Here is a 15,031-nt window from a genome sequence, read left to right on the forward strand (position 1 = left end):
CGGGGAGCGGGGAGCGGGGAGCGGGGAGCGGGGAGCGGGGAGCGGGGAGCGGGGAGCGGGGAGCGGGGTCAGCGGGGTTGTTCGGCGTTGCGGGCTATGTTGCGGGCCATCCCGCCGAAGACCACAGCGTGGAACGGGGCCACCGACTTCCAGTAGGCGTGCCCCGGCAGGCCGCGTGGCAGGAAGACGGCGCGTTGCTGGTAGCGGCTGCGGCCGTCGTCGGCCGGAAGTACCCGCATCTCCAGCCAGGCCCGGCCGGGTAGCCGCATCTCGGCGCGCAGTCGCAGCAACTCGCCCGGGACGATCTCCTCGACCCGCCAGAAGTCCAGCGCCTCACCGACCTGGAGGCGGTGCGGGTCGCGCCGGCCCCGGCGCAGCCCGACCCCGCCGACCAGCCGGTCCAGCCAGCCGCGGATCGACCAGGCGAGGGGGAACGAGTACCAGCCGTGTTCGCCGCCGACGCCCTCGACGACCCGCCAGAGCGCCGCGGGTGGCGCGTCCACCGTCCGCTCCCGGACGTCGGTGTAGGCGGTGCCACCGGACCACACCGGGTCGGAGGGCAGTGGCTCGGCGGGTGCGTCCGGGCCGCTCGCGTTCGACCAGCGGGTCTCCACCTGGGCGTCGCGCACCTTGGTCAGCGCCAGCGCCACCGCCTCGTCGAAGCCGGTCAGCCCACCGGGCGGGTCCGGGACGTAGCGCGCGATGTCGTGTTCGTGGGCGACCGCCTCGTGGATCAGGCTCTCCACCAGCGGACGGGCGATCTTGTTCGGCACCGGGGTGATCAGCCCGACCCAGTGCGAGGAGAGCGACGGGGTGAGCGGGCGGACCGGCACGATGATCCGCTGGCGCAGGCCGGCCACCCGGGCGTAGCGCTGCATCATCTCGAGGAAGGTCAGCACGTCCGGCCCGCCGACGTCGAAGCCCCGGTTGACCTCCGCCGGCAGGGCGACGCAGCCGGCCAGGTAGTGCAGCACGTCGCGAACGGCGATCGGTTGGATCCGGTTGCGCACCCAGCGCGGCGTGATCATGACGGGCAGTCGCTCGGTCAGGTACCGCAGCATCTCGAACGACGCCGAGCCGGACCCGATGATCACCGCGGCGCGGAGCACCGCCGTGGGGACCCCGCTACCCAGCAGGATCCGGCCCACCTCGGCACGGGAGCGCAGGTGCGGGGAGGGCACCTCCGCGTCGGACGCCGGCTCCGGGCCGCCCAGGTAGACGATCCGCCGTACGCCGGCCGCGCGCGCCGCCGCGGCGAAGTTGGTCGCCGCCGCCCGGTCGGCCGCCTCGAAGTCGGACCGGCCCAACGAGTGCACCAGGAAGTACGCGACGTCCACGTCGGCGAACGCGGCGGCCAGCGTCTCCGGTCGACTCAGGTCTCCTTCGACGATCTCGGCCGCCGAGGCCCAGGGCACGTCGCGCAGCCGCACCGCCTTGCGGGCGAGGCAGCGCACAGTGTGCCCGTCGGCGAGCAGCAGCGGCGTCAGCCGCCCGCCGATGTAGCCGGTAGCGCCGGTGACGAGGCATCTCACAGGTCCCAGTCTGCGGCCCCCTAGACTCGTTCGCTGTGGAGACCGAGACGAGCACCTTCTGGGGGCCGGATTTCGCGCAGCTCAGGGCCACCGACCCGGAGATCGCCGGGGTGGTCCTCGGCGAGCTGGACCGGTTGCGCGGCGGCCTGCAGCTCATCGCCAGCGAGAACCTGACCTCGCCGGCGGTGCTGGCCGCGCTCGGCTCGACGCTGACCAACAAGTACGCCGAGGGTTACCCGGGCCGGCGCTACTACGGCGGCTGCGCCGAGGTGGACAAGGCCGAGGAGATCGGCATCGCCCGGGCCAAGGAGCTCTTCGGGGCCGAGCACGCCAACCTTCAGCCGCACTCCGGGGCGAGCGCCAACCTGGCCGCGTACACCGCGTTGGTGCAGCCGGGGGACACGGTGCTGGCGATGGACCTGCCACACGGGGGGCACCTCACCCACGGCAGCCGGGTGAACTTCTCCGGCAAGTGGTTCCACCCGGTCGGCTACCCCGTCCGGCCGGACACCGAGCAGATCGACTACGACGAGGTACGGGACCTGGCGCGGGCGCACCGACCCAAGCTGATCATCTGTGGGGCCACCGCGTACCCGCGCCTGATCGACTTCGCGCGGTTCCGGGAGATCGCCGACGAGGTCGGCGCGTACCTGATGGTGGACGCGGCACACTTCATCGGCCTGGTCGCCGGTCGGGCCATCCCGTCCCCGGTGCCGTACGCCGATGTCGTCTGCGCCACCACCCACAAGGTGCTGCGCGGGCCGCGCGGCGGCATGATCCTGTGCCGCGAGTCGCTGGCCCAGCGGATCGACAAGGCGGTCTTCCCGTTCACCCAGGGCGGCCCGCTGATGCACGCGGTCGCCGCCAAGGCGGTCGCGCTGCGCGAGGCCGCCCAGCCGGAGTTCCAGACGTACGCCCGGCAGGTGGTCGGCAACGCCCAGGCGCTCGCCGCCGGGCTGGCCGACGAGGGGATGCGCCCGGTGTCCGGTGGCACCGACACCCACCTCGCCCTGATCGACCTGCGGGAACTGGGGGTGACCGGCGCCGAGGCCGAGCGCCGCTGCGACGCCGCGTCGATCACCCTGAACAAGAACGCCATCCCGTACGACCCGCAGCCCCCGATGGTGGCCTCCGGCATCCGGGTGGGCACGCCGAGCGTCACCACGCAGGGGATGCGCGAGGGGGAGCTGCGCCAGGTGGCGACGCTGATCGCCCGTGCGGTGCGCACCGATCCCGGTGCTCCGGGCGGGGCCGACGAGCTGACCCGGCTCGGTGCCGAGGTGTCCGAACTGGTCGCGGCGTTCCCGGCGTACCCCCGTGGCTGAGCCCGGGGTGGTCGAGCCGGACACCGACCGGCGGTGGCGGCTGCGGCACCTGCCGGTGCTGTTGGGCGCGTCGGCGGCGCTCGCCGCGGTCGCCGCGGTGGTGGGCGGGGTGACCGGCGGCGTGACGGCGGCACTCGGCGCGGCGGCCGGCGTGGGCGTCACGGTGCTCAGCTACACCCTCACCACCGTGGTGCTGGCCCGGGCCGACCAGGTCAACCCGCAGTTGCTGCTGCCGCTCGGGGTGGGCCTGTACGTGCTGAAGTTCAGCCTGCTGGGTGTGGTGCTGGTGGCGGTGGCGTCGACCGGTTGGCCCGGGTTGATCCCTCTCTGCCTCGGCATCGTCGCCGGGGTGGCAGTGTGGACAGCGGTGCACCTCTGGTGGCTGACAGCGGTCCACGCTCGCCGGCCGCGCGGCTGACCTGGCGGTCGTCCCAACCAGCGGACGCGCCGCAATGTGTCGGCCTCCGGTCATTTTCCGACGGGCGGAAGGGGAGTAGCGTGCCCACAGACGACGGCGCCCACGAGAAGCCCACACAACGACGGTTGTGCGGGGGGTGAGGCACAGCCTCGTCTTCCCGGCTGATATCGTTCGCCCCGTCATGGCTGGTGACCAAACCCCCCGTCCCGCCGGTGAACCGGACGATTATCCGTCCGGCGCCGGTCAGGGTTGGACCGCGCTCAGCTACCTCATCGGAGGAATGCTCGTGTGGGGTTTCATCGGCTGGCTGGTCGACCAGTGGCTCGATACCGGTGGCGTCGCCACCGGGATCGGCGTCGTGCTCGGCGTGACCGGGGGGATCATCCTCGTCGTCCGTCGGCTCGGCACGCCTACTTAGGAAGGGACACGGTGTTCGGACAGGCGAACGTTCTGGCAGCGGGCCAGGCGGCATTCCCACCCAGTGTGGACGACTTCTACCTGCCCGCGATCGTGCCCTGGGGCGTGGAGAACGCTCCGTGGTTCACCAAGTTCACGCTGATGATCTGGATCGCGGTCGGCGTTCTGATCATCTTCTTCCTGGCGACCTATCGGAACCCGAAGTTGGTGCCGACCAAGAAGCAGTGGTTCGCCGAGTCGATCTACGGCTTCGTCCGGAACAACATCTCGGTCGACATGATCGGTCACCAGGGCGTGCGGTTCGCTCCGTACTTCACGACGCTGTTCTGCTTCGTGCTGCTGACGAACGCGTTCGCGATCATTCCGCTCTTCCAGATCTCGCCGAACTCGCACATCGCCTTTCCGGCGATCCTCGCGGTGATCAGCTACGTGCTGTTCAACTACATCGGCATCCGGCACCACGGCTTCGGCAAATACTTCAAGCACGCCCTGATCCCGCCGGCACCGTGGTACATCCTGCCGCTGCTGATCCCGATCGAGGCGTTCTCGACCTTCATCATCCGGCCGTTCTCGCTGGCCGTTCGTCTCTTCGCCAACATGTTCGCCGGCCACATGCTCCTGCTGGTCTTCACGCTCGGCGGCTTCGCGATGCTCAACGCCAACGCCTGGCTGGCGCCGATCTCGGTGGTCTCCTGGGTGATGACCGTGGCGCTGACCCTCCTCGAGGCGCTGGTCATCGTCCTGCAGGCCTACGTCTTCACCGTGCTGAGCGCCAGCTACATCCAGGGTGCGCTCGCCGAAGAGCACTGATCCACGCACCAACCGTTGTCGTCCCGCGTGAGAGTCACGCGTGATAACCAGGAGGAACCACACCAATGGACGCTAGCGTTCTCGCCGAGGTCACCGGTAGCACCGCTGCCATCGGCTACGGTCTCGCCGCCATCGGCCCGGGCATCGGCGTTGGCCTGGTCTTCGCCGCCTACATCCAGTCGACCGCCCGGCAGCCCGAGTCGTCGCGCATGACCCTGCCGTACGTCTGGATCGGCTTCGCCGTCATCGAGGCGCTCGCGCTGTTCGGCATCGCCTTCGGCTTCATCTGGGCCGGCTGATCCCGCCCCTTCCGACCGGGAGGTCACCCATGTTGTTCCTCCTCGCCGCCGAGGGTGGTGAGTCAGACCACAACCCGATCATTCCGATCTGGCAGGAGATCGTGGTCGGCACGGTCGCCTTCGCCGTGCTCTGCTTCGTGCTGATGAAGTTCGTCTTCCCGCGCATGGAGCAGACGTTCCAGGCTCGGGTCGACGCGATCGAGGGCGGCATCAAGCGCGCCGAGGCCGCCCAGGCCGAGGCGAACCAGCTGCTCGAGCAGTACCGTGCCCAGCTCGCTGAGGCCCGGACCGACGCCGCCAAGATCCGTGACGACGCGCGGGCCGACGCCGAGGGCATCCGGCAGGACATCCTCGCCAAGGCGCGGGAAGAGTCCGACCGGGTCATCCAGGCGGGCAAGGACGCGCTCGCCGCCGAGCGGGCCACCATCGTGCGCGAGCTGCGCGCGGAGGTCGGCACGATCGCGGTGGACCTGGCCAGCAAGATCGTTGGCGAGTCGCTGGCCGACGAGGCGCGGCGTAAGGGCACCGTCGACCGGTTCCTGAGCGGTCTCGAGAGCACGGGGGCCCGCTGATGCAGGCCGCCAGCCGGGAGTCGTACAAGGCCGGGGCCGAGCGCCTCGACGCGTACGTCCGCGGCACCGACGCGGTCACGGCGGCACACACCGCCAACGACCTGCTCGCCGTTGCCGGGCTGCTGCGGCGCGAGCCGCGGCTGCGCCGGGCCCTCTCGGACCCGGCCCGGTCCGGCGCTGACCGCGCCGAACTGCTCGGCGGGATGCTGCGCGGCAAGATCGGCGACGGCGCGCTCGACCTGCTCGCCGCGCTGGTCTCCGGCCGTTGGTCGGCGCCGTCGGAGTTGCTCGACGGCGTCGAGCGGCTCGGCGTGGAGGCGGCACTGGCCAGCACCGAGGCCTCCGGCGATCTCGGCGAGGTCGAGGACGAGCTGTTCCGCTTCGGGCAGGTCGTCGCCGGCCAGCCCGAGCTCTCCGCGGTGCTCTCCAACCCCGCGGTCCCGGTGGACCGGCGGGGGGTCCTGGTCGGCGAGCTGCTCTCCGGCAAGGCCCACCTGGCCACCGTCCGCCTCATCGAGGTGGCGCTTGCCGGCTTCGGGGGGCGTTCCTTCAGCGGATCGCTCACCCGGCTCGTGGAACTCGCCGCCGAACGGCGGGACCGTCAGGTGGCGTACGTCACCGTGGCGGCCCCGTTGAGTGACGAGGAGGAGCGCCGGCTGGGTGTGAGCCTCGCCGCGATATACGGTCGAGAGGTCTCCGTCAAGCAGACGGTCGACCCCCACGTCCTGGGTGGCGTGAGCGTGCGGGTCGGCTCCGACCTGTACGACGGCACCGTCCTGCGCCGCCTCAACGAGACCCGCAACGCGCTCGCGAAGCGCTGAGCGGCTCCGCCGCCCAGCAATGCGGTGGCTTCGCCGCCCAGTAGCTGAGCGGCCTTGCCGCCCAGCTTTGGGGTGGCTCCGCCGCTCAGCGCCCGGATTGACAGACGCCATTCGGACCGGTCGGTACTAGGTATCCCGGGCCCCTGAATTTTAAGGAAGCAGAGGATGGCCGAGCTGACCATCTCGACGGAGGAGATCCGCGGCGCCCTGGAGCGCTACGTCTCTTCCTACTCGTCCGACGTCTCCCGCGAGGAGGTCGGCACCGTCGCCGACACCGGTGACGGTATCGCCCACGTCGAGGGCCTGCCCTCGACCATGACCAACGAGCTCCTGGAGTTCGAGGACGGCACGCTCGGCGTGGCCCTGAACCTCGACGTCCGGGAGATCGGTGTCGTCGTTCTCGGTGACTCCGCCAAGCTGGAGGAGGGGCAGCGCGTCAAGCGCACCGAGCGGGTTCTCTCCGTTCCGGTCGGCGACGCCTTCCTCGGCCGCGTGGTCAACGCGCTCGGTGAGCCGATCGACGCGCTCGGCGACATCGCCAACGAGGGCTTCCGCGAGCTGGAGCTGCAGGCTCCGAACGTGATGTCCCGGCAGTCCGTCGACGAGCCGCTGCAGACCGGCATCAAGGCCATCGACGCGATGACCCCGATCGGTCGGGGTCAGCGGCAGCTGATCATCGGTGACCGGAAGACAGGTAAGACCACTGTCGCCCTGGACGCCATCCTGAACCAGCGGGACAACTGGCGCACCGGCGACCCGAAGAAGCAGGTTCGCTGCATCTACGTCGCCATCGGCCAGAAGGCCTCCACGATCGCCTCCATCAAGGGGCAGCTCGAGGAGGCGGGCGCGATGGAGTACACCACCATCGTCGCCTCGCCGGCCTCCGACCCGGCTGGCTTCAAGTACCTCGCCCCGTACACCGGCTCGTCCATCGGGCAGCACTGGATGTACGGCGGCAAGCACGTCCTGATCGTCTTCGACGACCTGAGCAAGCAGGCCGAGGCGTACCGCGCCGTGTCGCTGCTGCTGCGTCGCCCGCCGGGCCGTGAGGCGTACCCGGGTGACGTCTTCTATCTGCACTCCCGCCTGCTGGAGCGCTGCGCGAAGCTCTCCGACGAGCTGGGTGGCGGCTCGATGACCGGTCTGCCGATCATCGAGACGAAGGCCAACGACATCTCGGCCTTCATCCCGACCAACGTCATCTCGATCACCGACGGCCAGATCTTCCTGGAGACCGACCTGTTCAACCAGGGCGTCCGTCCGGCGATCAACGTCGGTACCTCGGTCTCCCGGGTCGGTGGCGCCGCGCAGGTGAAGCCGATGAAGAAGGTCGCCGGTTCGCTGCGGCTCAACCTCGCCCAGTACCGCGAGCTGGAGGCGTTCGCCGCCTTCGCCTCCGACCTGGACCGGGCCTCCCGGGCCCAGCTGGACCGCGGTTCGCGCCTGGTGGAGCTGCTCAAGCAGCCGAACTACTCGCCGTTCCCGGTGCAGGAGCAGGTCGTCTCGGTCTGGGCCGGCACCGAGGGCAAGCTGGACGACATTCCGGTGGGCGAGGTCCGGCGCTTCGAGTCGGAGTTCCTCCAGTACCTGCGGCACAAGCACCAGGGTGTGCTGGCCGGCATCGCCGACAACCAGTGGAACGATGAGATCATCGGCTCGCTGGACAGCGCGATCGCCGAGTTCAAGCAGGTCTTCCTCGGCAAGGAGGACGAGCGCAAGGTCAACGACGCGCCGGCCGCGCCGCTTGAGGGAGACGAGAACCGCGAGACGGTGACCCGCTTCCGCGACGGCGCGACCGACCGCCCGGCCGAGAGCTGATCCCATGGCGGCCCAGGTACGCGTTCTTCGTCAACGGATCCGCTCGGCGAAGTCGATGAAGAAGATCACCAAGGCGATGGAGCTCGTGGCGACGAGCCGGATCGCCAAGGCCCAGGCCCGGGTGCAGGCGTCCCTGCCGTACGCCCAGGCCATCACCGGTGTGCTCACGGCGCTGGCGTCCAACGCGCGGATCGACCACCCGCTGCTCACCCCGCGTGAGCGGGTGCGGCGGGCCGGCGTCCTGTTGGTCACCAGCGACCGTGGCCTGGCCGGCGGTTACAGCTCCAACGCGATCAGGATGGCGGAGTCGCTGATCGCGCGGCTCAAGGCGGACGGCAAGGAGCCGGTGCTCTACGTCATCGGGCGTAAGGGCGTCGGGTTCTACCGGTTCCGCGAGCGGCCGATCGAGGCCAACTGGACCGGCTTCAGCGAGCAGCCGTCGTTCGAGGACGCCCGTACCGTTGGTGAGACGCTGATCAAGGCGTTCACCGCCGGTGCGGACGACGTCGACGGCGGTGCCGGAGCGGACGGGGTGCTCGGGGTCGACGAGTTGCACATCGTCTACACCGAGTTCCACTCGCTCATGACGCAGAACCCGGTCACCAAGGTCATCGGTCCGATGCAGGTGGAGGACCGGCCGCGCTCCGAGGGGTTGCTGCCGGCGTACGAGTTCGAGCCGGAGGCGGAGGCGCTGCTCGACGCGCTCCTGCCGAGGTACATCAACACGCGGATCTACGCGGCGTTGATCGAGTCGGCGGCGAGTGAGTCGGCGGCACGGCGGCGGGCGATGAAGAGCGCCACCGACAACGCCGAAGAGATGATCGAGAAGTACACGCGCGAGATGAACTCGGCTCGCCAGGCCGGGATCACCCAGGAGATCAGCGAGATCGTCGGCGGCGCCAACGCGCTGGCCGCGTCGGGAAGTGAAGTGTGATGACTGCACCAGTAGAGACCAAGACGGCCACGGGTCGCGTGGTCCGGGTCATCGGCCCGGTCGTCGACGCCGAGTTCCCGCGCGACGCCATGCCGGCCCTGTTCAACGCCTTGAACGTGAAGGTGAACCTGTCCGGCGGTGAGAAGACGCTGACCCTGGAGGTCGCCCAGCACCTGGGTGACAACCTGGTCCGTGCCATCTCGATGCAGCCGACCGACGGCCTGGTCCGTGGCGCCGAGGTGCGCGACCGCGGCGAGCCGATCACGGTGCCGGTGGGCGACGCGGTCAAGGGCAAGGTGTTCAACGCGATCGGCGAGGTGCTCAACCTCACCGAGGGCGAGACGTTCGAGGCCGACGACCGGTGGGGCATCCACCGCAAGGCCCCGGCCTTCGCGGACCTTGAGCCGAAGACCGAGATGCTGGAGACCGGCATCAAGGTCATCGACCTGCTCGCCCCGTACGTCAAGGGCGGCAAGATCGGCCTGTTCGGCGGCGCGGGCGTGGGCAAGACGGTGCTCATCCAGGAGATGATCACCCGGGTCGCCCGGAACTTCGGTGGTACCTCGGTCTTCGCCGGCGTGGGTGAGCGCACCCGTGAGGGCAACGACCTCATCGCCGAGATGACCGAGTCCGGCGTCATCGACAAGACCGCGCTGGTCTACGGCCAGATGGACGAGCCGCCGGGCACCCGGCTGCGGGTGGCGCTCTCCGCGCTGACCATGGCCGAGTACTTCCGGGACGTGAAGAAGCAGGAGGTGCTGCTCTTCATCGACAACATCTTCCGCTTCACGCAGGCCGGTTCGGAGGTGTCCACCCTGCTCGGCCGTATGCCGAGCGCCGTGGGTTACCAGCCGACCCTGGCCGACGAGATGGGCGAGCTCCAGGAGCGGATCACCTCCGTCCGGGGCCAGGCCATCACGTCCATGCAGGCGATCTACGTGCCGGCGGACGACTACACCGACCCCGCCCCGGCCACCACGTTCGCCCACCTGGACGCGACCACCAACCTGGAGCGGTCGATCTCCGACAAGGGCATCTACCCGGCCGTGGACCCGCTGGCGTCCTCGTCCCGGATCCTCGCCCCGGAGTTCGTCGGCAACGAGCACTTCCAGGTTGCCACCGAGGTGAAGCGGATCCTGCAGCGCTACCGCGACCTGCAGGACATCATCGCCATCCTCGGTATCGAGGAGCTCTCCGAGGAAGACAAGATCACCGTGGCCCGCGCCCGGCGGATCGAGCGCTTCCTCTCGCAGAACACCTACGCGGCGGAGCAGTTCACCGGCGTGCCGGGCTCGACGGTCCCGATCAAGGAGACCATCGAGGCGTTCCGCAAGATCAGCGAGGGTGAGTACGATCACTTCCCCGAGCAGGCGTTCTTCATGTGCGGCGGTCTCGAGGACCTGGAGCGCAAGGCTGAGGAGCTGATGAAGGGCTGACCAGCCCCCATCCGATCCGTAGCAAAAAGACTGCCCCGGCAATGCCGGGGCAGTCTTTTGTTCATGTTCGCGTCTTACCATCGTCGCGGTCCGTTACTCGTGGTCGTCATTCCGGAGGGTCCCGAGCTACGGTTCGTTCCGCGCTCACCTGAACGAGCGTTGATCTTTGCAACCTTTCGACGACGTGCGCCCGTCTTCCTCGTCGTGGGCGTAACGAACGGAGCTGCTCGTGGGTAAGGCCGGCAAGAGTGGCCGCAAGCCGTCCATCTGGCGAGGCGTGCCGCGGTGGGCCAGGCTCTGCACGGTGTTCGGCACCGTGCTGACCGTGCTCAGCGGCGCCGTGCTGGTCGGCACCGAGGTGCTCATGGCCCGCTACGAGGGTGCTGTCGGCAAGGCCGACCTCTTCGGCGACCAGGCGGCGGGCGCCCAGGCGAAGAAGAGCGAGATCAAGGGTCCGCTCAACATCCTGCTCGTCGGCATCGACCCACGTACGCCGACGGCCGCGCCGCTGGCCGACTCGATCATGGTGCTGCACGTGCCGGCCTCGATGGACCGGGCCTATCTGTTCTCGCTGCCTCGTGACCTCTACGTGCCGATCCCGCCGTTCAAGAAGGCCGACTTCCCGGGCGAGACCACGAAGATCAACGCCGCGATGTCGTTCGGCAGCAAGGTGCCGGGGGGCAACCCCGACGCGGCACGGGGCTTCGAGTTGCTGGCCACCACCGTGCAGAACGTCACCGGCATCAAGCGCTTCGACGCCGGCGCGATCATCAACTTCACCGGTTTCCAGAAGATCGTCGACGCCATGGGCGGTGTCGACATGTACATCGAGCGCGACGTGAAGTCCGAGCACAAGCAGCCGGACGGCAAGCCGCGGCCGGGAAACACCGGTGGTGAGGGCTACGTCGGCCCGCAGGCGATCTACAAGAAGGGCAACCGGCACCTGAGTGGGTGGCAGGCGCTGGACTACGTCCGGCAGCGGTACCCGAAGAACGGTGTTCCGGATTCCGACTACGGCCGACAGCGCCACCAGCAGCAGTTCGTCAAGGCCATGGTCGGCCAGGCGTTCAGCGCCGACGTGGTGTCCAACCCGATCAAGCTGGACAAGGTGCTCCGCGCCGCCGGCCAGTCGTTGATCTTCAACGGTCGAGGCAACAGCGTCGTCGACTTCGGGCTCGCCCTGAAGGACATCCGTCCGAACACGATCGAGATGATCAAGCTCCCCGGTGGTGGCGTCTTCGAGGGCAAGAGGTACCTGGGAGAGCAGTTCCAGCCGGGGGTCCCGGACTTCTTCACCGCCCTGCACAACGAGCAGCTCGACCCGTTCCTGCTCGAGCACCCGGAATTCGTGAACAAGACCAAGTAGTCGGGTCCGCGTTGTCCCCACCCGCGTTGGGCGCGCCGCATCGTCAGGCTAGACTTTCGGCAATCCGTAGCCGCAGCAAGGAGACAGCGTGGCACAGCAGCTTCACGTCGAGCTCGTCGCCGTCGAGGAGAAGGTCTGGTCCGGTGACGCCGAGATGGTCGTCGCCCGGACGACCGAAGGCGAGCTCGGTGTCCTGCCGGGGCACGCGCCGCTGCTCGGCCAGCTCGCCGAGCCCGGCCAGGTACGCATCAAGCTCGCCGGCGGTGAGCAGGTCGCCTACGACGTGGCCGGCGGCTTCCTCTCGGTGAGCGCCGACGGTGTCACCGTGCTGGCCGAGAGCGCAACCCCGGTCTCCGCGCAGAGCCGCTGAGCCACACCGGGGATGGAGATCGTCGAAGGATTCGGAATCGGCGTTGTCGTCATCCTCGGCGCGCTTCTGATCCTCTTCGTCCGGCGAGCTCTCGTCACCCGCAGCGGTGGCATCATCCGGCTCAGCGTCCGGGTCTCCACCATGCTCGACGGCCGCGGCTGGTCGCCCGGCTTCGGCCGGTTCGCCGGTGACGAGCTGCGCTGGTACCGGATGTTCAGCTTCGCGATCCGACCCAAGCGGGTGCTCTCCCGCAAGGGGCTGGCCGTGGAGCGCCGCCGGTTGCCCGAAGGTCAGGAACGGTTCTCCATGCCGGCCGACTGGGTGATTCTCCGCTGTACCAGTCACCACGCACCGGTGGAGATCGCCATGGCGCGATCGACCGTGACCGGTTTTCTCTCCTGGCTCGAGGCCGCCCCTCCGGGGGCGGTCTCGCCGCGTATGGCCTCCCAGGACTGGCCGGCTGCCTGATCGGCTCTTCTGTGGTTGCTCTTGGCGTCCTTGGTCACTCTTGTGGTTTCCGGGGGAGCCCGCCCGGCGCAGGGATCAAGCCTGACCGCCCGGAGCCGGACGGGCTCCCCCGGAAACCTCTCGTTGCCGCTGTGCGTCGTTCCAGCGGGCTTTGATCATCTGCCGTTACCGGTGCGGCTGGGTCCCGCCTCCTCGGCGCGCGCAGTGAGCCGGCCTGCGGGGCGAGCGCGTCGGGCGAGTTGATCTGGGCGCCGGTCGGCCGGGCTCGCCGCGGGGCCCAGGCGCTGGTCGGCCTGGCTCGCGAGGAGTCAGCCCTGGCTACGCGTGGTGGCGGGCAGAGTGGGAACCCAGACCTCGACGTGGTGCGGAGCGCCGACGTTCAGCGCTTGCCGCCCGGCACCCATAGCACGTCTCCTGCCGGATTTGCCGTTCTTGACAGGATAAAGAGCAGATCGGAGAGCCGGTTGAGATACTTTGCCGGGAGCGTGCTGGTTCGTTCCGGATCGTGGCTGACCAGCGCCCACGCTGCCCGTTCGGCACGCCGGGCAACGGTCCGCGCCACGTGCAGCAGCGCCGCACCTGCGGTGCCGCCGGGGAGGATGAAGGAGTCGAGCTTGCTCAGGCGTGCGTTGTACTCGTCGCACCAGCTCTCCAGGCGCTCGACGTACTCCTCGGTCACCCGCAGCGGCGGGTACTTCGGCTCCGGCTCGACGGGGGTGGACAGGTCGGCGCCGACGTCGAACAGGTCGTTCTGCACCGACCCCAGCACGCCGCGAAGCTCCTCGTCGAGGTTTCCCAGCGCGAGCGCGACGCCGATCGCCGCGTTGCACTCGTCGACATCCGCGTACGCGGCGATCCGTGGATCGGTCTTCGGCACCTGCTCGTTGTTACTCAGCCTGGTCATGCCGGCGTCGCCGGCCTTGGTGTAGATGCGCGTGAGGTGGACGGCCATGACGCACAGCCTACGGATTCCCGACCTGACGATCCCGGCGCGGCCGGACAGCACCGCCGGCTGGCCGGTGGTGGTGGGCCCCGGCGACGCCGGCGACTCGGCGGTCAACGATGTCGACGTCATCCGGGTACGCGGTGACGCCCGACTGTCCGGCACCGTGCACGTGGTCGGTGCCAAGAACTCGGCCTTGAAGCTGATGGCCGCCGCGCTGCTCGCGCCGGGCCGCAGTGTGATCACCAACGTCCCCCGAATCACCGACATCGCGATCATGGGCGAGGTGCTGCGTCGGCTGGGCTGCGACGTCCAGTTCGACGCGGACGACCCGGTCGACCCGATGGTCGCCCGTGGCGGCGTGGCCCGGTCCCGGTCGGTGACGATCGACGTACCCGAACAGCCCGGCGCGGAGGCCGACTACGACCTGGTGCGACGGTTGCGCGCGTCGATCTGCGTGCTCGGCCCGTTGCTGGCCCGCCGGGGGTACGTGCGGGTGGCCCATCCCGGCGGCGACGCGATCGGGTCGCGGGGGTTGGACATGCACGTCTCCGGGCTGACCCGGATGGGCGCGGAGATCTCCGGTGAGCACGGGTTCGTCATCGCCTCCGCCCCGCACGGGCTGCGTGGCGCGGACATCGTGCTGGATTTCCCCAGCGTCGGCGCGACCGAGAACCTGGTGATGGCGGCCGTGCTGGCCCAGGGCACCACGATGATCGACAACGCGGCCCGGGAGCCGGAGATCGTCGACATCTGCACGATGCTCAACCAGATGGGCGCGCGCATCGTCGGCGCGGGTACCTCGACGTTGCGGATCACCGGTGTGCCCGGTCTGCGTCCGGTGCGCCACGCCACGGTGGGGGACCGGATCGTCGCCGGCACCTGGGCCTTCGGCGCGGCGATGACCCGGGGCGACGTGACGGTGACCGGGCTGGACCCGGCCTTCCTGGAGGTCGCCCTGGACAAGGTGGTGGCCGCCGGTGGACTGGTGGAGACCCGGGGAGACGGCTTCCGCGTACGGATGGACGAGCGGCCCCGGGCGGTGGACGTGGTGACGCTGCCGTACCCCGGCTTCGCCACCGACCTGCTGCCGATGGCGATCGGGCTGGCGGCCGTCAGCGACGGTGCCTCCCTGATCACCGAGAACATCTTCGACGGTCGGTTCATGTTCGCCAACGAGATGATGCGGCTCGGCGCGGACATCAAGACCGACGGGCATCACGCGGTGGTCCGGGGCCGGGACCGGCTCTCCGGTGCCCCGGTGCGGGCCACCGACATCCGGGCCGGAGCAGGGTTGATCATCGCCGGACTCTGCGCGGAGGGGGTCACGGAGGTCTCCCACGTGCACCACGTCGACCGGGGCTACCCGGACTTCGTGGCCGACCTGCGTGCGCTCGGTGTGGCGGTCGAGCGGGGGACCACGCCGGAGGAGCCGGAACTGGAGATCTGAGGCCCCCACGACCCGGCCCGACCGCCACTTAGCCATCGTTCAGGCTCGCCGA

16 protein-coding genes are annotated in these 15,031 nt (G+C 69.5%); 14 read left to right on the forward strand and 2 right to left on the reverse strand.

Annotated elements, in window-relative coordinates:
* Positions 1 to 68: 68 nt before the first annotated feature.
* Complete coding sequence (locus tag ABTW72_RS14195) at positions 69 to 1,532, reverse strand: SDR family oxidoreductase (protein ID WP_350858508.1); 1,464 nt, start codon at positions 1,530 to 1,532, stop codon at positions 69 to 71.
* Positions 1,533 to 1,567: 35 nt separating this feature from the next.
* Between ABTW72_RS14195 and glyA the strand changes: the two genes are divergently transcribed.
* The 13 genes from glyA (at position 1,568) to ABTW72_RS14260 (ending at position 12,586) form a co-directional block, all read left to right on the forward strand.
* Positions 1,568 to 2,857, forward strand: coding sequence for a serine hydroxymethyltransferase (gene glyA / locus ABTW72_RS14200; RefSeq protein WP_350858511.1), 1,290 nt, complete (start codon positions 1,568 to 1,570; stop codon positions 2,855 to 2,857).
* Positions 2,850 to 3,275, forward strand: a complete 426-nt coding sequence (locus ABTW72_RS14205; protein WP_181541090.1) for an ATP synthase subunit I — start codon at positions 2,850 to 2,852, stop codon at positions 3,273 to 3,275. Before glyA ends, ABTW72_RS14205 begins: the two co-directional genes overlap by 8 nt.
* A 181-nt stretch (positions 3,276 to 3,456) precedes the next feature.
* Positions 3,457 to 3,693: an AtpZ/AtpI family protein gene (locus tag ABTW72_RS14210; protein WP_091405894.1), complete on the forward strand. Its 237-nt coding sequence runs from the start codon at positions 3,457 to 3,459 to the stop codon at positions 3,691 to 3,693.
* An 11-nt stretch (positions 3,694 to 3,704) separates the two neighbouring features.
* Positions 3,705 to 4,502 (forward strand): F0F1 ATP synthase subunit A, encoded by a 798-nt coding sequence (atpB, locus tag ABTW72_RS14215; protein ID WP_350858515.1) that lies wholly within the window; start codon positions 3,705 to 3,707, stop codon positions 4,500 to 4,502.
* A 65-nt stretch (positions 4,503 to 4,567) separates the two neighbouring features.
* A complete protein-coding gene (locus ABTW72_RS14220; RefSeq protein WP_091405890.1) occupies positions 4,568 to 4,801 on the forward strand; it encodes an ATP synthase F0 subunit C in 234 nt (77 codons plus the stop codon).
* A gap of 32 nt (positions 4,802 to 4,833) precedes the next feature.
* Positions 4,834 to 5,373: a F0F1 ATP synthase subunit B gene (locus ABTW72_RS14225; protein WP_112584053.1), complete on the forward strand. Its 540-nt coding sequence runs from the start codon at positions 4,834 to 4,836 to the stop codon at positions 5,371 to 5,373.
* Positions 5,373 to 6,194 carry a F0F1 ATP synthase subunit delta gene (locus tag ABTW72_RS14230; protein WP_112584021.1) on the forward strand — a complete coding sequence of 274 codons (822 nt, stop codon included), beginning with the start codon at positions 5,373 to 5,375 and terminating at the stop codon, positions 6,192 to 6,194. Before ABTW72_RS14225 ends, ABTW72_RS14230 begins: the two co-directional genes overlap by 1 nt.
* 165 nt (positions 6,195 to 6,359) lie before the next feature.
* Positions 6,360 to 8,012, forward strand: coding sequence for a F0F1 ATP synthase subunit alpha (atpA, locus tag ABTW72_RS14235; protein ID WP_350858519.1), 1,653 nt, complete (start codon positions 6,360 to 6,362; stop codon positions 8,010 to 8,012).
* Between the two features lie 4 nt (positions 8,013 to 8,016).
* Positions 8,017 to 8,946, forward strand: a complete 930-nt coding sequence (locus ABTW72_RS14240) for a F0F1 ATP synthase subunit gamma (RefSeq protein WP_210785814.1) — start codon at positions 8,017 to 8,019, stop codon at positions 8,944 to 8,946.
* Complete coding sequence (atpD, locus tag ABTW72_RS14245; protein ID WP_350858522.1) at positions 8,946 to 10,382, forward strand: F0F1 ATP synthase subunit beta; 1,437 nt, start codon at positions 8,946 to 8,948, stop codon at positions 10,380 to 10,382. Before ABTW72_RS14240 ends, atpD begins: the two co-directional genes overlap by 1 nt.
* A gap of 223 nt (positions 10,383 to 10,605) precedes the next feature.
* Positions 10,606 to 11,748: an LCP family protein gene (locus ABTW72_RS14250; protein ID WP_350858922.1), complete on the forward strand. Its 1,143-nt coding sequence runs from the start codon at positions 10,606 to 10,608 to the stop codon at positions 11,746 to 11,748.
* Positions 11,749 to 11,836: 88 nt separating this feature from the next.
* Positions 11,837 to 12,118 carry a F0F1 ATP synthase subunit epsilon gene (locus ABTW72_RS14255; protein ID WP_112584025.1) on the forward strand — a complete coding sequence of 94 codons (282 nt, stop codon included), beginning with the start codon at positions 11,837 to 11,839 and terminating at the stop codon, positions 12,116 to 12,118.
* A 12-nt stretch (positions 12,119 to 12,130) separates the two neighbouring features.
* Positions 12,131 to 12,586 (forward strand): DUF2550 domain-containing protein, encoded by a 456-nt coding sequence (locus ABTW72_RS14260; protein ID WP_124857610.1) that lies wholly within the window; start codon positions 12,131 to 12,133, stop codon positions 12,584 to 12,586.
* Positions 12,587 to 12,965: 379 nt separating this feature from the next.
* Here the strand turns inward: ABTW72_RS14260 and ABTW72_RS14265 are convergent, their stop codons facing one another.
* Positions 12,966 to 13,538: a cob(I)yrinic acid a,c-diamide adenosyltransferase gene (locus ABTW72_RS14265; protein ID WP_350858525.1), complete on the reverse strand. Its 573-nt coding sequence runs from the start codon at positions 13,536 to 13,538 to the stop codon at positions 12,966 to 12,968.
* On the opposite strand from ABTW72_RS14265, the gene murA reads away from it, so the two are divergent.
* A complete protein-coding gene (gene murA / locus ABTW72_RS14270) occupies positions 13,537 to 14,979 on the forward strand; it encodes a UDP-N-acetylglucosamine 1-carboxyvinyltransferase (RefSeq protein WP_350858528.1) in 1,443 nt (480 codons plus the stop codon). The two genes, ABTW72_RS14265 and murA, sit on opposite strands and share 2 nt — an antisense overlap.
* The last annotated feature ends 52 nt before the right edge of the window (positions 14,980 to 15,031 follow it).

It is taken from the genome of Micromonospora sp. NPDC127501, assembly GCF_040302185.1.
In the GTDB taxonomy this organism is placed as follows: Bacteria; Actinomycetota; Actinomycetes; order Mycobacteriales; family Micromonosporaceae; genus Micromonospora.